Below are 18635 nucleotides of genomic sequence, written 5' to 3' on the forward strand. Positions count from 1 at the left end.
TACCATCTGGCAATACCAATTCACTTCTGTTGTTGTATACTTTTAAGTGTAATTCATCCATTTTTTATTTATAAAGTTTTACGAAGTTGTACGCTTTTAGGGTTTAATGTTGGAAAGGCATAAGGAATTAAATATTTATCTTTAGGAATTTGAGAGTTGGTATTATGGTTTCTCACTTCATAGCCTATACTTCGTAAAGATTGAAGGTAAGAAAATATATCTTCTGCTTTAACACCCCATTTCTCTGCAAGTTCTGCGGTTGAAAGTTGAGAAGCAGTACCAATATACCTTGTTACACATTGAATAACATGCCAAAGCCGATTAATTTCTAATTTAGGATGAAAGGTCATTATGCCAACAATTTTTGGACTGTATTGATAATACCCTGATAACTGTACTAAGTCAGCTTTGCCTGTAATTTCAGTTAACTTTTCTTCAAAACATTTCCAAAGGGATGTAAGGATTTGTAAATCTAAATCTTGAGCGCAAAGCTTAACTAAGTTTGTGCCTATAACCCATTCTTCATTAGCGTAAGATGGATTAATTTCTATAGTAAACTTTTCATCGTCATCCCAATTTGGATTTAGACCTGCTTTAATTAACCAGCGAACGTCATCAAAATTATAATTTATGTAAATTTTTCTAGCTCCAACAGTTGCTTCTTTCTTCCAAGCGAAATTAGGTGACAGAAATCTGATTATTTCTCCTTTGTCATGAGATTTGATGCTAGGAATATACAAAATTTTACCTTTTTCTTTTAAATCTGTTACGGCAGCTTTAGCTTTTTGTAAATAAATATCTGTTAATTCTTTTTTACGTTGTCGAAAGCTTAATTTTTTATTGTGTTGTAAATAACTTATTGAACTAGGTAATTGAACTTTCATGACTTGTTCTAGAATACTCAGCGCTAACATCCTGCCCAATTGAGGAGGTACTGAGTTACCAATTTGTTCGATAGAAACTTGTCGGTTTCCAACTATTTCATACTCATCAGGAATTGTTTGTAGACGTTTTAACTCAGAAATAGAAAACTTTCGATTTTCCCAGCTAAAAGGGCCTGTATATTGCCCACCTTGCGCTTTAATAGTTCGTACTGGGGTTTCTGGGTCTGCTTTATATAAAAAATCTGAAAATTTTGATCTCCAGCTAAATACTGGATTGGGATATCCCATTTCCTTTGTATAAAAACTATAATTAAGTCCAGGTGGAATATGTTCAAGTAAATGTCCATATTTACCGTTTATTCCTATTTCAATATCTGAATAGTCGGCGCCTTCTACAGCTTGTGCTGCAAAGTAATATGGATTTTGATTAAGAGAGTCTAAACCGTGAGTAGGATATGGAAATAAAAATTCGCCTTCTTTTAACCCAATAATAAATAAACGCTCTCGATGTTGAGGTACTCCATAGTCTGCCGCATCTAAAATACGATAGTAAATTTTATACCCAACTTCTCTAAAAGCTTCTTGAATTTCTTGCCAAGCTTCACCTTTATTGGCGCCAGTAATTCCATAAACGTTTTCAAATAAAAAGCCTTTTGGTTGAAGTGTTTTAAGAATACGAACATATTCTTGAAACAATGTACCTCTAGCATCTGTAATTCCAGTTACTCCTGCTGCTCTACGTCCAGCAGCTGAGAAAGTTTGGCAGGGTGGCCCTCCAATAATGAAATCGATTTTAAAGTTAAATGTAGGTGAATACTCTCTTATATCTATACATATGGGTTTGGCGCCTGACAACCATTTTCCTTGTGACGAATTATGCTCTAAGGTTTTGATATACTTAGGTTCAAGCTCTAGCATTTGAATTATTTCAAAACCAGCATCATGAAATGCGATGTCTAATCCTCCACCACCCGAAAATAAACTAAGTGTTTTAATAGGGGTGTGTCCCTGCTGTATTAACCATTTTCGGAGCGATTTGCCAAAGTTATCTGTCCATGCTGGTTCTTGTTTGACTTTAAGAGTTGTTAGTATTTCTTGAAACCAAGCTTTATTAATTGGTTCACAACCAGGTAATTCAAGAGGAAGAGACAACTGTTGCATTACTAAATTTTATGTATCATATGAAATAATCATACTATGTCAGTACTAAAATATTACATAATAAATAATTTAACACCAAGTTTGTATAACTTTACCTTTTAATTGCTGCCCGTACCAAGGTGTGTTTGCTGAAAGTGTATGTAGGTTTGCTTGTTTGACTGTCCAAGTTTGTTGGGGGTCAAATAGTACTAGTTCGCAAGGTTGATTTGGTGTTATTTTACTGACTTTTTGTTGTAAGCATTGTGCTGGACTACTGCTTAATGGGCGCCATAATTGTAAGGGTGTGAATTCTCCGGTCTCTACTAAGTTTTGCCATAGTAAAGATAGTGCTAATTCATAGCCAATGGCTCCTGGTGGTGCGTCGGCAAATGCTACTGTTTTTTCTTCATATGTGTAAGCGTTATGGTCGATTGCAATTACGTCGATAATGCCTTCTAGAACTCCTTTTCGTAGAGCTATCATGTCACTATTGTTACCTAAAGGTGGGTCAAGTCGTAAACTTGGGTTATAGCTTTTTAGGGCAATTGTATCGAGCAATAAGTGCATCCATGTTGTGCTGGCTGTTACTGGTAAACCCCGTGATTTTGCGGCTGCTATTAATTCAATACTTCTAGCTGTAGAAACGCGCATGATATGCACGGGTGTTTCTGTTGCTGCTACTAATTCTAAAAGTGCGGCAATTGCTGATGTTTCTGCACTTTCTGGTATAAAAGGTAATCCCAGTCTTAGTGCATCTGCTCCTTCGCGTGCTATCCCGTTGCCTCGCAGTTGAGTGTTACATGCCCAGAAAGCTACTGTTTTATTGAATGGTTGAAGATATTCGAGTACACGTTTCACCATTGCTAGGTTATCTAGAGGTTTGGCGTCGGTGAAACCAACTACTTCTGTGGCAAAATCTGCAAATTCATTCAATTGCTGTGCTGCAAAGTCTTGGCTGATGGCGCCCCATATGTTGAGATTAGGAATGGGGAATGAGGAATCAAATATAGATATGTATTGGGCGATTTTTTGTAGTTGTGTGACTACAGCAGCGTTATCTATTGCTGGGTTGGTGTCGGGTAATATGTTGATTCGAGTGAAGCCACCATGTGCTGCTGATTGTAATAATGAATTTATGGTTTCGCGTTCTTCATATCCTGGTTCTCCTGAGTGGCTGTATAAATCAATTAATCCGGTTCCTAGAATTAATTCTTGGCAGTTGCGAATTTGTGCGTCAGGTGGATATTCTGAAATGCTGGCTGCAACGTTGATGATTTGACCGTTTTGAATTAGCACGTCTGCTAATTGGTCGGTTTCTGAAATGGGGTCTATTATCCTTACTTGTTTTAGTAGTTCAGCCATTAATTTGTCCACTCCTCTGTTTTTTGTCTTTGGTCATGTGCGTTTAAGAACTAATGACCAAAGAAATTGCTGAAGCAATTATTACAAGGCTCCTGCTGCGGTTTTGTCTAGTACACCAGAACCTAGGTGTGTGGTGATGTTCATCGCTTGCAATACTGGATGTCCATCTAAGCCAGAGGGATAATCTATAACGCTGACGGCGCCATTACCTTGACGGAAATTCCAGAAGCTTTCTGATGATAATCCTAGGATATGACAAAGTAGGGTCTTATTTGTTGCGTCGTGGGCAACAATTAAACCGATGTTTCTCTGTTCATTTAAAGCTTGTTGTATAATTAGTTGCCATGCTGCCGTGCTACGCTCACTAACTTGCTGTAGATTCTCACCTTCTGGCATTTGAACTTCAGCGGGTATTGTGCGCCACCTTTCTAGTTCTCCAGGATATTCTTGCTCGATTTCTCGCTCAAATTTTCCTTCCCATAGTCCGTGGCTAATTTCACGTAAGTCAGCGTTATATTTTAAGTCTATGTTTGGATGGGATTGTAAAATAAGTTCGGCTGTTTCTTTAGGACGTGCCATTGGACTTGATACAGCAAAATCTATTTTGACTTCTTTTAAAAATTCGCCAGCTTTTTTGGCTTGTAGTCTGCCATTATCATTAAGGGGAACATCGATTTGACCTTGGAATCTACCTTGACGGTTCCACTCTGTTTCACCATGACGTACAAGTAATAACCTTATACCGCTATGTCCTGGACGTACCGAAGGCATTGTCTCACCCATATGTTGCGTCTGGTTCATTGATTCGAGTTGGACATTTTCTCCCAAACCACCAGAAAAATTCAAGACGCTAATTCCACAATTTGATTGTTGAAGCGAATGATATCGAGCCGGAGAAATTGATAAAGCAGTACTAATTAATGCGCGGTTGATACCGTTATGTCCAATAATCAGTATTGTTTCACCTTTATGGCGCCGTAAAATCTCTTCCCAAAATTGCTTCGCTTGTTCGTATAAAGACAAAACTGGGAAGTGTTCACGTGTCCCTTCGGGTGTGGGAAGAAGCATCATAAACTTGTCAGGGCAGGAATGCCAAGCTGTATACTCTTCGGGAAATTTTTCTTTGACCTCAGTAGTTGTCATCCCAACCCACAAGGGTAAGTCAATCTCCATAAGATTATCACTGGTTTGGAGTGCTGTTGATTGACCAGAATCGCTACAAATAATATCTGCCGTCAACTTTGCACGCTGCAATGGGCTAGAGTAAATAGCGTTAAATGATATGTTGCTGAGGGCTTTTCCTACTTTGCCTGCATCATCACGACCTTTCTGTGTTAACTGCGACGCATCGGAACGTCCCTGAATTCGCCTCTCAGTATTGTATGTACTTTGACCGTGGCGCACAATGATGACACGAGTCATCTTAAACCCCTCCTCTATCTAAAGGTATAATCTTACTTTAAAGTGCGCGACTTCGTGACACAAGCAGATGTGTGAAATATTGTAAATTTTTTCTTTTTAAAACTCTAAATACTGCATAACTTGCCAATTTTATTCTCTACTAGTTTTAAGACCTGCATTAATTCGATGCATGGAACATCATATATTTTACTAGGTACTTAGTACTAGGGGGAAAAATGTCAGAGCGAAGAAGAGACTTTCACCGTTTGAACGACTTAAATCTGTCCAGCTTTTGGTGGCACAGTGGCACAGAATGGACATCTATAATTAAAGATGAAATTACTCCAGACAAAAACGACGCAGTAGAATCGCAATCAGTACCGCATAGACCAATAATATATAGTGCTGTCGCCATTTTAGTGTTGTTAGGCGCCGCAATTGTAACACGCACGGGCGAAATATCACAGAGACTCGAAACAGCACAAAATCAACCACAACAAATCATTTTCAGTAATAAATACTAATAATACACATAACATAGAGACGTGACATGTCACGTCTCTACATCTTATAAATATACATGTGTCGAAAGATACGCTTACTAGTTATTCGCTGATCTATCCAAACCAGTTAAATCAACCTGAACTTGTACTCCATCGTTACCACCCCCAATTGTTTGCTGTGCGGGTTGTAAAAATACAGGAGTATCAGGAAGCGTCAGAGTTTGGTTAAACTGAACAGGTGAAGCTGAATTAGGTTTCGCCGCACTTGGTTGACTATTTTCAGGATTAATTGCACCGAAGAAGTTAGCAAAATCATCTTGTGCGCTTCTATTGTCGATTCCCACTAATGAAGTTCCAGATAAAGAAGATGCTTCTCCTTGTGGGCTTGACGTTCTTGATGATTGTGCAATAGCGGGCATTCCAAAGCTGACAATAGTCGCCGCTACTATTAAGGCGCCATAAGTTATAGCTTTCATTGTTTTGACCCAGATTAAACATGCGATTTGATATCCATTATACTAACCATCCAATTTTTGGCGAGGATATATTGTTGGGGCGGGTTTTGCCAAGTTTTTCAGTATCTATCAGGATGGAGATAAACCTGCCCGTACTTTTTGTATTTGGTTCGGCGCCTGCATTTCGTGAAATAGCTGAATAGCAGTGTCAAAGTTTTCTTGAGATTTTTCTATATCACCTTTTTTAGCAAAAGTCAATGCTAACTGGTAATGAGCTTCGGCTAAATCTGATTTGGCGCCGATTTCAGATAGCATTTGGATTGCAACATAGTGAAGAGAAGTTGCAGCATCAAAATTCTGTTGATGTCGTTTTATTTCAGCCATGCAAATAATAGCTCTGGCGTGAATTTGTGTAAATTTATTACCTTCAGAATTCAGAATAGCTGTTTTGCAAATTTCCCAAGATTTATCAAAATAACCCAAATTTTTATAAGAAGATGCAAGATTGACGCGCGTTATGTCCGGCACCCCATGAGTTTATACTTGTAGATAAAGTAAGAGAATTTATAGCTTTATCAGCCATAAATAATACATCTGTTTTACAATCCGTATAAGAATTAAGATAAATTAGACAAGATTGAGAATAAACTGTATAGTTATGATAGTTAATATTAGTCAAACTAAATTCATAAACTTTTGTCAGGTAAAATTTAGCCGCTTCAACTTCCCACAGTTCCATTTTACAAAGACCAATATTAAACCATGTACGCATTTCTATATATTCTTGCTTGACTGCAACTCTATTAAAGACTTCGATGGATTTATCAAAGCATTGCAACGCTAATCCTAGACTACCAATGATGCGATATGTATACCCAAGAATATGGTATAAATGAATCAATCTATTATCGTCTTGAATTTTAGGAATAATCGGATTGATAACATCTACAACTTTTTGAAGTAATCCGAGCTGATAAAGCGACGAACCTAGTGTCAAACTTCGATAATTTCGATTACTTCTTTCGGTTAGTATCACATCACAAGCTTGTTCATAATCTTGAATCGCAACATAATGATAATAAGCTTCTAAAGCGAAGCGAGCATCATTTACATCTATAATTGTATTAACTGTTGACATCCAAAACTCTGCTGCATGTCGATTAGATACATTCTATTCACTGGTAGACTTCAAACGTTGCTTGGCTTCAAGCATAATTATAGAATGTAACCAATATTTACCTTTATGGAACTCGATTAAAGATAAATCTTTTAAATCTCTAATTAAACGAATTCGCAAAGAATCTGGAACATCCCAAAGTAAACACAATAATCCTTCGATTGGAATTGAGGGAATATTTTTATAGCGATAGCACCCTAAGCGGCAAAGTAAATTATAAGCTGGTAAATTATTTTTCTTTAACCGTTCAAATTGACTTGCAACTAAATCTTTTAATTCTCTTTCTAATAATAAATCTCCAGATTTTTTGGTTTCATGCCAGTAAGTATCAATATCACCATAAAAATCTGTTATAATTGCACCGCTAAGTATTTGCATCGCTTTTGCATTTCCTCCATATGCTCGCCACATTTCACTAATCAATGGAGAATTAGAATTAATATTGCGCCAACCAAAAAACTGGCGCCACGCATCCTCATCTAATCCTTTGAGTCGGTAGCGATAAACTGCTACACTTGGTTCATACAAAGGCTCTCTACTTGTTATTAATGTAACTGAATTTACATCGGGGTCAGATAATATCTCTAATAGTTGTAAATAGTGGCGCCTTTCTTCAATGAGTTTACCGTTTTTATCCAACGCTGTTTCTAAGCTATTTATAAATATTCCAATTTTTCGATGTTTTTCTTGTAGTTTACGTCGTAGTCGTTCCAAGTTAATATGAAAATCTCGTGCTGGTTGTTCATTAAATTCTCGCTGCAACCATTCTTCAACAACGCTCTCAACGGTAGAAATATTTTGTATTTCCTTACCTAGCCTTAACTGTAAGACATCAAAATTATATTTTTTAAAATAATTATATCCTAGAGTAGTTTTACCTACGCCCCCTTTTCCTTGTATAAGTATAAATTTAGAACCCTGAAACACAATTTTATTCAACTCTTCAATTTCTACATCTCTTCCAATAAAGCTAAAGTTAACGCTATTAAGACTAACTTTTTCAGTTGCTAAATTTTGTTGATACCAGCAACGTTCTATTGCTACTTTAAATGTTTTCTTACTAACCTTTTGACCTATTAGTTTAGAAAGTTCGCTCCAGAGTCCGGCGCCAACTTCTTTTAAATAAGCCTCAGTATAATCATACTTTATTGCAATATCTAGGTATGTTTGTCTTTCATCATGCCATAATTCTTTTAAGATAATCATTTGACATGAGTCTAAATACTTGCTATTTTTTTGAACGGTTAATTTTTCTAGATAATTTAAAACTTGTTCTATATTCATTCGATACTCAGTACTATTGTGATTCTACTTTAACAGTTTGATGAAAGGATTTACATACCTTAACCTACTTTTACCTACTTTTTTTGATATAAACTACCTACCTGAAACATACCAATAAAGCAACTACTATTGATTACAATCGAGACATGAAGAACAAACAAATTAGAGCGTAAAGGCAAGTGGTGTGAGCAACATTATTTATAGAAAAAAGCTCAACAACAATAAAAGTTAGTCTTAAACTGTATAAAACTGAATAGACAATATGTTCTTTAGTGTGCTGTCTGTAGCTAACAGTCTAACTAACTATTTTTGTAGAGCGCAAACGGGTTTGATAAGTAGTTTACACTCTACTGGAGGAATTTTATGTCAGACAAACATTGTGATTGCGGTCGTTGCCATTGCTGTAATGGTTATGTACAAGATGCAAAAAATCCAAATAGATATGTGAATTTAGAAACGGGACAAGAGCGTAAGTTAGATAAGAAAAAGTGGAAATTAGATTGGCTAATCTTATGGTTTTTGATTGCCTTGTTTTTTACACACTATGTTAAATTTGAGCCAGTTACAAATCCTAAAATTCCTAATCCACCTCGACAAAGTTCTCGCAGTTTAGTTAATTAGAGGTTTGCATGGTTGGGTTAACACCCAACCTACGATAAAAAATTTCAAATTTATTTCGATATTTTAAACTTATATACTTTAAGCTAATCGATATCATAAATAAATATTAGTTAAAGTTAATTTACCATAGTTTACAATTTATGATACATATACACTTAAACAAAAATGGCTGACATTGTAGATATTGCTGTTGGTGCAGGTTCATTCTCGACTCTTGTTACAGCTGTTCAAGCAGCGGGTTTAGTAGAAACACTTAAGAGTCCTGGTCCATTCACTGTATTTGCACCTAATGATGATGCTTTTGCCAAATTACCACCAGGGACTATAACGACTTTAGTGCAAAATATTCCTCAGTTAACACGTATTCTCAAGTATCACGTTGTACCAGGTAAATTGACGAAAGCGGACTTAGCTAATCTTGGAACCGTTACTTCCGTAGAAGGTTCAACAATCAATATTAATTGTGCTGACGGATTTGAGGTAAAAAATGCCACTGTATTAGCAGCAGATATTGATGCTGATAATGGTGTAATTCATGTTATAGATACAGTCATTCTCATGGGTTAATAAAGATTTATGTAGAGGAGCGTAGTAATACTCTCCTCATTGTTTATATTGCGTTATAAAATGTGGAAGGCATGGTGATTTGCCTCGAAAGCATGTAAATTAAAATTTTAGAGAAACTTAAGTAAATTTTAATTATTACTAGTCTTTATTTGCATTGCTTTTGAACAAAACAACCGAAAACTTATAGTAATTTAAAACTACTGCAACAATTAATGCTTGACTTAAACACGTTATCTGAATTTTCTCGCGCGAATTGTATAAGTATTTGCGCGTTTCTAGTGCCAGCAAATCTCATTGCAACATCGCTGACAATGATTCTTGTTTTCATACATCGTCAACGTTTATCACAGCAAGTAGGACAAGCATGTGGAATTGCTAGCTTTTTTGCTGTAACCATGATACTACATGTATATACCTGGTTTGAAGTAGGTATAGTCAGACCGCAAACTTTTATACTGCTATTACTAGCTATTAGTTGTTTACTAACAAACATCGTCGCAGTTTGGTTACATCATCGCTTGGTGAAAGTAGTGCTGAGTGCTGAGTGCTGAGTAGTGAGTTTTTAGTGTTGGGAACATTGATAATGTTGTAATGCAGGTTGTGGAGTGGATACAGTATTAAAGGCAATTAATTCGATTCCACCGTCTGCATCTACACCAAATCCTTGAGCTTCGATAAGTTGATGGGAATTTTGATAACAATTTCGATAATTCTGAGTGTAACTTCGATTTTGGTTATTTTGACCTCGGCGCCTTGAGATATCACGCATATCATTCCAAGTGGTTTCGCTTCGGAGAGAGTTGCTAGGGTTTGCAGGTATTTCACCACGTCCACTAACTATAAAGCGATTTTTTAATCATGATGCTGTACAAGCAGAAGCTATTGGTTGAAATTTAAAAACATATTCTGTATAGCAATGATGTATATGAATTAATTAGTTTTTATAAAATACTGATGATTTATTCTTGAGTAATAATAAATTATTGATTGAGTATTTTACTTTATATTAGCCTATAAGTTGAAGGAAGTTTTATCATACCTAGAGAAATTACTGAAAAACGTTTTTATCTCTTGTAGAACAGCCCTTCTTTGCCTGTGTTATCAGGCACTTGATACAACATTTGTCAGGCGGGACGCCTGACCCACAAGAATGGTGTCAGCATAATACAAAAATAATACTAAAAAATACAAATGTGAACCACGGTTCACATTTAGCAAAATAGTTTAAGTGTACTTTTCAGCCTAAAGGAATATTTTTATACCAAAATTATGTATATCGGGGTAACATTTCATAACTAGTTAAGTTTGCTGCTTTTCGGGCTAAACCTTAGTAAAAGGAAAGCGAGTGAGACTTACTCTGGTAAACATTAGGTGAAATGGTATTACTACTTATACCCCTGGTTAAAATACCAGGGGTTTTCATATTGACCGAAATTACCTTATTCTCTTTGTGGAACCGGAGCAGGTTGAATAGGAGTAGTCTCGAAAGTACGATTGAACTGATTTGGTTGATTAGGTGGCAGTACTGGCGTATTTACAGGAGTAGGATTCCCTGGTCCGAATGAAGGTAAAAGCCCACCGAGTCTATCGCTAGCATCGATACAGGTGTCCATTGCTTGAAGTGCTGAGTAATCAATTTCACGACGTATCCCAACTACGCAAGATGCAAACCTAACTGGTAGTAAGCTACGACTACAATAGTTGAAAACTGATGGGTCGAAAGAATCTCTTTTGCTCGTACTAATGTTAACAACGCAAGTTGCTAAATCTTCAGGACGACGTGCAGAGCGACAAGAAGGAAGAATATCAGTAGCAGCAACCTGAGTTTGTCGTTGAATTCGAGTCACACAATTAGAAAAGTCTCTTGGACGGAGTACCGCAGCGCAATTTTGTGAAGCAGCTTCGGGGGTAATACCCAGTCTCAGCAGTCTTCCTGCACAAGCACGGTAATCACTACCAAAAGTACTTGATTGTATTTGACCCATAGCTGGCAAAGTAAAAACAGAAGAAAACCAGCCAGTGATAGCTAGTACGCTTGCAAGACTGGTAGTATATTTACCTTTCTTCAATAATTTAAACATTTTAATAAATCCCCAAACACCCAACTTATGGTATCGCATTTAGAGGAAGGGGGAGGGGTTTAAGGGCTAATTCATAATTCCCTATTCCCTATTTCCAATTTCCATTTATAATTAAATGTCTGAGTAAAATTTAAACAGGATTACAGTACTGAACCATGTCCCGATATAGAGGACCTCGTTTAAGAGTCACCCGCCGCTTAGGCGAATTGCCAGGATTAAGTCGTAAAAGTGCCCGTCGTGCTTATCCACCTGGTCAGCACGGTCAGAACCGCAAGAAGCGTTCTGAATATGCTGTGCGTTTGGAAGAAAAGCAGAAGCTTCGTTTTAATTACGGTGTTACCGAAAAACAGTTGTTGCGTTACGTGCGTAAAGCAAGACGTGTAACCGGTTCAACCGGACAAGTGCTACTGCAATTACTAGAAATGCGCTTGGATAATACAATATTCCGTTTAGGTATGGCGCCTACCATTCCTGCTGCTCGACAATTAGTTAATCACGGTCATGTATTAATCAATGGACGTGAAGTTAACATTGCCAGTTACCAGTGCCGTCCCGGTGAGGTTATTAGTGTCCGTAATAACGACCGCTCAAAGAAACTTGTGGAAGCTAATTTGCAATACCCAGGTTTGGCAAACCTCCCTAGCCATTTGGAGTTTGACAAAAACAAACTTGAAGGCAAGGTCAATGCTGTTGTTGAGCGCGAATGGGTGGCGCTACAAATTAATGAACTACTGGTCGTTGAGTACTACTCACGTCAAGCATAAAACAGTTACGAGTGCTGAGTTCTGAGTGCTGAGTAGTAATATTGTATTTTACTCAGCACTCAGCACTTTCCACTCAGCACTGTTTTACCCTCCTATTTGCGACATGGTGCGGCTGTAATTGCCTGTCGCAGTTCCGGAATAACGTTGTTTAAAGTTTATTTCAGATTTTACCGTCAATAATTCTTGTAGCTGCTCTCGCAATTTGGTAATGCTGATACCGCTGCGGAGAGCAGTTTTTAAATCGATTTGACCCGTTTCGTTTAGTAAACAAGGACGTAACCAACCGTCAGCAGAAAGTCTAACTCGGTTACATTTATCGCAAAAGCATTCTGACATTTGGCTAATAAATCCTAATGTACCTTTGGCGCCAGGTATTTGAAAGACATCCGCAGGGCCATTACCACGAACTTGACTTTCGGTCAGTCCCCAACGTGCGCGAATTTGCTGACGTAATTCTTCAGAAGCTACCCAACCTTTATTTCCAAATAAATCACCATTCCCAACTGGCATAAATTCAATAAATCTGACATGCCATTGTTTGTCAAGAGTTAAGGCTGCTAAATCTAATACTTCGTGGTCATTAACACCAGGTATTACCACTACATTTAACTTCAACGGGTCAAAGCCTACATTATACGCAGCTTGAATACCATCCCAAACTTGGCGCCACTTCGAGCGTCCACGATTACCGATAATTTGGTTAAATGTATCTTCTTCTAAAGAATCTAAGCTAATATTAATCCTTCTTAAACCAGCATTATACAGGTCTTGAGCTATTGGTGCCAGTAAAAAACCATTAGTTGTCATCGATAAATCTTGCGTTTCTGGCAAAGAGGCAATTCTTTTTACAAGCTCAACAACGTGCGGACGCAATAAAGGTTCACCACCAGTTAAACGAAAGCGGGTAAACCCAACTGGAATAAAAACTTCTTTAATCAGAATTAGTAACTCTTCATTCGTTAATAAATTTTGTTTAAGTATATAATCTAACTCCGCTCCCTCCGGCATACAGTAATGACACCGGAAATTACAACGGTCAACCAAACTAATTCGCAAATAATCTACTTGATTCATCTTTAACATTTTGCTTATACTGTCTATAGACACTTTGTACTTATTTTGTCAAGATATTAAACACTTATTTTTGGAGTCTCTATACTAATACTCTTTTAAGTTAGCGTGGAATTATCTAAAATCTCTCTTCAAAAAAGCATACATAGTGCAAATCAACTTCTGGGCAAGCAAAAATATTATGAATCAAAGTTAACTCATTTTTGAGTATTATTTTTCACAAAGGCAAGTAGAGACCGAATTAATTCTGTCTCTACGCGCAGAGAATTTGCTATTATTTATTACTTAAAGACTCTTGAATGGTAGAAATCTTCACAGCAAAGTTGGTAATGTCTTGTCCTGTGCGAAGATTTTTAGCTTCAGCATTATTTAAAGCTACAATATAAGGGTCGCCGTTTATTACACCAATAATGGCGCCACCACTGGAACCACCGGCTGTAGAACAATCGTGTAGTAAAAAGCCAGAATCTTCTTTAAGAATACTGCACCCTGCTTCATAAGAAGCTGTCCAACCTTTACCAGCACTAAAATAATTTTTATATTTCTCAGTTGGGAAGTCACCTGAATAACCAACAAAAAAGAAAGCTTTCGGATTTTGAGTGAGTGTATTAGTAGGTATAGATTTTAATCCTAAATAACCATATTTACGACCTAAAGGCTGATTGATTTTCATTATCGCCCAGTCGTTAGAACTTATACCACTACCATCCTTAAAATTTGTACCGTAAATAACCTGCTCAACTTCTGCCACATCTTGAAATCTTTTATCAATCACATTGGGCATAAATAAAATTTGCTTACTTAATTCACCCGTTTCTGGATCAATTACACAGTGAGCGTTAGTTAAAACCAAATTCTCAGCAATTAAACTACCCGTACAATGATAGCTTTTAGCATCCGCAGTAGTTCCTTGAATTCGACCTATTGCCGACCAAGGGTATTTTCTACTTAACATTGGAATACGGTTATCAATACCTGTAGGAATTCCTCTAGAACCACCTTCATTCGGCTTTGTCGAACGTCCTAAATTTTGAGGTACAAAAGGTTTACTAGCTGCTTCTAAGGTAATATTACCTGCTTGTTTTGAACTAATAAACTGTGGTGTAATGCTTTGCTTAGTTTGTGCTTGTACTGATATTGCTGTCATCGCACTTATAATTCCAGTTAAAAACAGCGCAGTATATTTCTTGCTAATTATCATCGTCCGCTCCGAAATTACACTAAGATTACAACAAAGCTAAAATAATCATAAACCAGGTTATTTATCACTAATACAGGCAATAATTAACACAAAATGTCTGTAATTTGATTTATTAAAAACGTGATAAACATAACACTTTGGTCACGTATAGATTATTGCATCATTATCAGTACGATTATAAAAAATTTGTGATTATTTTATTTTTCACCCATTAAGTCATTGAAACTCAACACTAAACTATATTTCAGGCGCCGGATTACTTATGCATATTAATACGACGCTCTGGCTCGCTTGAGCAATAACTTTATTGCCATTCGCCTTGCACAGTAAAACCAGCCCAGTAATAAGGACTTCGCCATTCAGGGTTCTCCCATAATTTCTTCTGAGCCGCGCGCAGAGCATTTGCAGGCGTTTTATTTTGCTGTAGCATTTCCTTATAGAATTCCTGCATTAATACTGATGTGCCTTGATCATTAACATTCCATAGCGATACTACAAGACGCTTGCCACCAGCATACATTAACCCGCGCGTCAATCCTACCAAGCCTTCACCGCTAACATCTTTACCAAGTCCCGTTTCACAGGCACTTAAAACTATTAACTCTGCTGGATAGTCAAGATTGAATAAATAACCTAAGCGCAAGTAACCAGGTATTGATTCACCTTTTTTATCAACTAAGGAAAGTACAATTCCTGATAACTCTGGATTTTCATAATTTACAAAGCCGTGGGTTGCGAAATGTATAATGCGAAATTGATTTACCTCACTGCTGGTTGCCCAAGTATAGTTAGCATCAAAGCCCATTGCCTGCATACGAGAAGATGCTGGTATCAGGTTTAATATTCCTTGTGCTTCTGTAAATGTACCTTGAAGTCTATCGAAACCGGAACGCTTTAGACTTTTGGTAGATTTTTCAAGGTCTGAATTCTGTAGTACTAATTCTGGACCTAATTGATTATTATCAGGTTTTCCTGTAACTCGTTCGTCAGTGGGACTATATACAGGGTCGGCAAAAATAGCTAACGCTTTTGGTGCCAATGGACGTGTTGCGAGTTTTTGACGTTGGATAGCAAGCGTTGATGCTGAGGGCAAGTTGATGATTTCATGGTTAAGCATTAATGGTTGATAATTACGAATTTGGTTAGGGTCAGGTAATGCAGCAAACGGAACATCTTGTAATGCACCATCTCCTACAATTACTAATCGCTTTCCAGGCAATTTATCAGCAACAGGCGCCAGTATAATCTTGCTAAATTCGTTTGATGCTTGAATAACTTCTGGTGGTATGCTATCGGGTATTAGTACGCCACTTCTGAATTTACTCGCTGCTGTTTCGATTTGTTGGCGCCCAGGTAATACATAACTAGAAAGTGAATTTTGAGTTACTGCCCACAAATAACTACGTTCTTCACCCAAAGAATATTCGAGTAGAACAGTATCTTTATCAAGCAATTTTTGGATTTGCGGAAGTTGCAGAATGTCTCTTCCTAACTTTGGCTTAAGAACTTTTTCACGGTCTGGGTTTTGCGCGCGGATTTTGGCGTTAACTTCTTCTTGTTCTTTAATAATATTAGTAATTTCTTTTTGAGTTGCTGCAATAAGTTCTAGTGGTTGTTGCGGCTGGTTTAAATATTGTGATAATAGTGTTTCGGCATCATCGCGTTTGGAAACTAAACGCTCTTCAGCTTCTATAAGGGATGGGTCAATACCTTTACAAATATCTGCCTTAGCTTGCTTTAAAAGTTCAACTAAACCCCGCGCTTGAGAACGTTCGGAGGTGTAAAGTGCTAATGCATCATAACCTCTCGTAGGGTTCTTCTTATGCAGCTCCATTAATAAATCTATGTTAAATTTGTAATAATTTTGTACAGAAGCAAAATAAGCACTTTGGTCATCAGTATTAGTATAAGTTCTGCGTAAATCCTCAATTAACTTAATTGCGTACTGAATACTTTTATATGATTTGTCTAAATTGCCCTGACTGCGTTCTAACAAAGCAATATGACCAAGAACAATAACTTGCCCATTTTTATCACCAACTGCGCGCTTTAATTTCAGTGCCTCGTTATAATACTGAGTAGCTTTTTGTTTCTCACCCAAATTTGAATAAGTTTGTCCTAACCTAATTGCAGCATAACTTTGTGACGCTTTATCTCCGACTTTTTGCCACAATTGTAGTGCCGTTTCGTATCTTTTTATAGCTTCTCTCTGTGAAGTAGAGTTTAACTTAGAAAGTAATAATCCATCCTTAAAAGCTTTTTGTGCAGCCAAATAATTAGGGTCTTGCAACCTTGCTGCTACTTGACGTTCAATTCGTGACTCCGTAGATGTATTAATGCGTACAGAGTTAAATAAAAACAAAGTACCTACGAGTATAATAAAGCCACACAAACTCAATTTGGAACGTGGGTGCTGTAGTAGGTGCATTAAAGACTGGCGATTTAGATTCATTTTCATAACTTGTCAGATATATATGATAAAAATACTGCCGTATATTTTTCTTTATTCATGTATCCACTACTTTTTATATTCAAATCTAAAACCTGTTCTAGGTGAACATTTTATAAATTTAAACAATAACAATAAATTTTCGTAAAAATTATAAACATATATAACGTAGGTTGGGTGGAGCGCTGGCGTTTACGTAGTATGCCGGAGGCACAACCCAACATAGTAAAAACATTCACGCAACATCTATAACTATTTCAGACACACAGTAGCTTATGCAGGCGCCTGCATAAGCTACTGTGAATACAGCAGCGTAATTTTAATGGGTTGTTGTCGTTTTACAAGGTCAATGGTTGAAAGATTTCAAATTAGTCTACTTATATATGATGAAAAACAGGAGGTAATTGTTCAATGGCTGTAGAAAAGTATCGGCAAATTGTGAAGCAGATAATTTTAGAAAAAGCAGAGCAAGGAGTATCGATAAAGGAAATTGAGACACAAGCTATTATAGATACAGAGCGTGACCACTACCTTTTATTACATACAGGTTGGCGAGAAAATAGTCGGACACATGGGTGTAGTATGCATATTGATATTAAAGACGGCAAAATCTGGATTCAGCATGATGGTACCGAGGTTGGTATTGCTACATTGTTGCTTGAGCAGGGTGTGCCCGCCAATGATATAGTCTTGGGGTTTCACACTCCTTTTATGCGCCAATTTACAGAGTTTGCTGTCAATTAAAAATGCTCTATGGCGCGCGTGTTTTAGGGGCAGGTTTATAGAAATTATTCTTTATACTGATGTTGGTTGGAATGGCGCGCGTGTTTTAGGGGCGGGTTTATAGGAAATTATTCTTTATACTGATGTTGGTTGGAATGGCGCGCGTGTTTTAGGGGCGGGTTTATAGAAATTATTCTTTATACTGATGTTGGTTGGTTAACCCGCCCCTACGATATTTTCTATGATTGCGATTGCGGTGTTGACGTTGTCTGCTAAATAAACAGGCGCCATCTTTTTGAAAAACGTTTGACTCTCGCTGTCGGTTAATAAAATAACTGGTTTTTTACTTTTAAGTGCTAATGCGACTTCAGATGCAGTTCCTAAACCCATTCCACAAGCTATGACTACATCGGATGAAAGGACGTTGATGTTGTTACGCGCGTTGTGCATGTCTGTAAATATGGCAATCTCTACAGCTTCTGAAATACCTTTGTCGTTATTTCCTGGGAGTATACCTATTGTTAAACCATTATTCGCTTTTGCTCCCTGACTTGCTGCTTCCATTACACCGACGTTTCTTCCACCTGTAAGTAAAACCCATCCTTGTTCTGCGATACGTTTTCCTAGTTGGTAAGCATTTTCTATATCGGTCGGTGTTGCTTTTTCTCCTGGTCCCATTACTCCAATGATGATTTTTCGCATGTTTTTGGTAGATGTTGATATGTTATTGGCGCCGTTTTGAAATATTGGTGCCAATGTAGAGACCGAATTAATTCGGTCTCTACAATACAATTTACAAAACCATTAAATAGTCTAAAGTTTTAATAATATTTTACTAGTTTGGCTAAAGATTATTTATAAAGTCACTATAAAATATGTTTTACTGATAAAAAACAGAATTTGTTAATTTTTATTTTCATGCGAAATATTTACTCCCCTCTCCTTGTAGGAG

Annotated in this window: 19 protein-coding genes; 6 read left to right on the forward strand and 13 right to left on the reverse strand. The window is 37.1% G+C overall.

Annotation, left to right across the window (positions count from 1 at the left end):
* Positions 1-68: 68 nt before the first annotated feature.
* From DSM106972_RS11195 to DSM106972_RS11205, 3 genes are all read right to left on the reverse strand, one after another.
* A complete protein-coding gene (locus DSM106972_RS11195) occupies positions 69-2045 on the reverse strand; it encodes a DNA cytosine methyltransferase (RefSeq protein ID WP_127080759.1) in 1977 nt (658 codons plus the stop codon).
* A 69-nt stretch (positions 2046-2114) separates the two neighbouring features.
* Positions 2115-3386 carry a dihydroorotase gene (locus DSM106972_RS11200; protein ID WP_127080760.1) on the reverse strand — a complete coding sequence of 424 codons (1272 nt, stop codon included), beginning with the start codon at positions 3384-3386 and terminating at the stop codon, positions 2115-2117.
* Positions 3387-3467: 81 nt separating this feature from the next.
* Positions 3468-4808 (reverse strand): histidine phosphatase family protein, encoded by a 1341-nt coding sequence (locus DSM106972_RS11205; RefSeq protein WP_127080761.1) that lies wholly within the window; start codon positions 4806-4808, stop codon positions 3468-3470.
* A gap of 215 nt (positions 4809-5023) precedes the next feature.
* Between DSM106972_RS11205 and DSM106972_RS11210 the strand changes: the two genes are divergently transcribed.
* The gene (locus tag DSM106972_RS11210; RefSeq protein WP_127080762.1) at positions 5024-5311 is read left to right on the forward strand and encodes a hypothetical protein; all 288 of its coding nucleotides are present in this window, start codon (positions 5024-5026) and stop codon (positions 5309-5311) included.
* 77 nt (positions 5312-5388) lie between these two features.
* On the opposite strand, the gene DSM106972_RS11215 is transcribed toward DSM106972_RS11210, so the two are convergent.
* From DSM106972_RS11215 to DSM106972_RS11230, 4 genes are all read right to left on the reverse strand, one after another.
* The gene (locus DSM106972_RS11215) at positions 5389-5766 is read right to left on the reverse strand and encodes a hypothetical protein (RefSeq protein ID WP_127080763.1); all 378 of its coding nucleotides are present in this window, start codon (positions 5764-5766) and stop codon (positions 5389-5391) included.
* Positions 5767-5874: 108 nt separating this feature from the next.
* Positions 5875-6228 (reverse strand): tetratricopeptide repeat protein, encoded by a 354-nt coding sequence (locus tag DSM106972_RS51025; protein WP_233787884.1) that lies wholly within the window; start codon positions 6226-6228, stop codon positions 5875-5877.
* Between the two features lie 4 nt (positions 6229-6232).
* The gene (locus tag DSM106972_RS11225) at positions 6233-6883 is read right to left on the reverse strand and encodes a tetratricopeptide repeat protein (RefSeq protein WP_127080765.1); all 651 of its coding nucleotides are present in this window, start codon (positions 6881-6883) and stop codon (positions 6233-6235) included.
* A gap of 33 nt (positions 6884-6916) precedes the next feature.
* The gene (locus DSM106972_RS11230) at positions 6917-8206 is read right to left on the reverse strand and encodes an ATP-binding protein (RefSeq protein ID WP_127080766.1); all 1290 of its coding nucleotides are present in this window, start codon (positions 8204-8206) and stop codon (positions 6917-6919) included.
* Positions 8207-8569: 363 nt separating this feature from the next.
* Between DSM106972_RS11230 and DSM106972_RS11235 the strand changes: the two genes are divergently transcribed.
* From DSM106972_RS11235 to DSM106972_RS11245, 3 genes are all read left to right on the forward strand, one after another.
* The gene (locus DSM106972_RS11235; protein ID WP_127080767.1) at positions 8570-8827 is read left to right on the forward strand and encodes a hypothetical protein; all 258 of its coding nucleotides are present in this window, start codon (positions 8570-8572) and stop codon (positions 8825-8827) included.
* Positions 8828-8992: 165 nt separating this feature from the next.
* Entirely contained in the window at positions 8993-9394 is a 402-nt protein-coding gene (gene cupS / locus DSM106972_RS11240) for a CO2 hydration-associated protein CupS (protein WP_127080768.1), read from the forward strand.
* Between the two features lie 212 nt (positions 9395-9606).
* Positions 9607-9945: a hypothetical protein gene (locus tag DSM106972_RS11245; protein WP_127080769.1), complete on the forward strand. Its 339-nt coding sequence runs from the start codon at positions 9607-9609 to the stop codon at positions 9943-9945.
* 11 nt (positions 9946-9956) lie between these two features.
* On the opposite strand, the gene DSM106972_RS11250 is transcribed toward DSM106972_RS11245, so the two are convergent.
* Both DSM106972_RS11250 and DSM106972_RS11255 read right to left on the reverse strand, forming a co-directional pair.
* Entirely contained in the window at positions 9957-10163 is a 207-nt protein-coding gene (locus DSM106972_RS11250; protein ID WP_127080770.1) for a hypothetical protein, read from the reverse strand.
* A 670-nt stretch (positions 10164-10833) separates the two neighbouring features.
* On the reverse strand, positions 10834-11475 hold the full coding sequence (locus DSM106972_RS11255) for a hypothetical protein (RefSeq protein ID WP_127080771.1): 642 nt from the start codon (positions 11473-11475) through the stop codon (positions 10834-10836).
* A gap of 155 nt (positions 11476-11630) precedes the next feature.
* On the opposite strand from DSM106972_RS11255, the gene rpsD reads away from it, so the two are divergent.
* Positions 11631-12239, forward strand: coding sequence for a 30S ribosomal protein S4 (rpsD, locus tag DSM106972_RS11260; RefSeq protein ID WP_127080772.1), 609 nt, complete (start codon positions 11631-11633; stop codon positions 12237-12239).
* A gap of 84 nt (positions 12240-12323) precedes the next feature.
* On the opposite strand, the gene moaA is transcribed toward rpsD, so the two are convergent.
* The 3 genes from moaA to DSM106972_RS11275 form a co-directional block, all read right to left on the reverse strand.
* Positions 12324-13313, reverse strand: coding sequence for a GTP 3',8-cyclase MoaA (gene moaA, locus DSM106972_RS11265; protein WP_127080773.1), 990 nt, complete (start codon positions 13311-13313; stop codon positions 12324-12326).
* Between the two features lie 271 nt (positions 13314-13584).
* Positions 13585-14511, reverse strand: coding sequence for a trypsin-like serine peptidase (locus DSM106972_RS11270; RefSeq protein ID WP_127080774.1), 927 nt, complete (start codon positions 14509-14511; stop codon positions 13585-13587).
* 304 nt (positions 14512-14815) lie between these two features.
* Positions 14816-16963 carry a CHAT domain-containing protein gene (locus DSM106972_RS11275; RefSeq protein ID WP_158632811.1) on the reverse strand — a complete coding sequence of 716 codons (2148 nt, stop codon included), beginning with the start codon at positions 16961-16963 and terminating at the stop codon, positions 14816-14818.
* A gap of 408 nt (positions 16964-17371) precedes the next feature.
* Here DSM106972_RS11275 and DSM106972_RS11280 point away from each other — a divergent pair, with 408 nt between their 5' ends.
* Entirely contained in the window at positions 17372-17704 is a 333-nt protein-coding gene (locus DSM106972_RS11280; protein WP_127080776.1) for a XisI protein, read from the forward strand.
* Between the two features lie 195 nt (positions 17705-17899).
* Here the strand turns inward: DSM106972_RS11280 and DSM106972_RS11285 are convergent, their stop codons facing one another.
* On the reverse strand, positions 17900-18439 hold the full coding sequence (locus DSM106972_RS11285; RefSeq protein WP_325052178.1) for a TIGR00725 family protein: 540 nt from the start codon (positions 18437-18439) through the stop codon (positions 17900-17902).
* Between the last annotated feature and the right edge of the window lie 196 nt (positions 18440-18635).

This window comes from Dulcicalothrix desertica PCC 7102 (assembly GCF_003991905.1).
In the GTDB taxonomy this organism is placed as follows: Bacteria; Cyanobacteriota; Cyanobacteriia; order Cyanobacteriales; family Nostocaceae; genus Dulcicalothrix; species Dulcicalothrix desertica.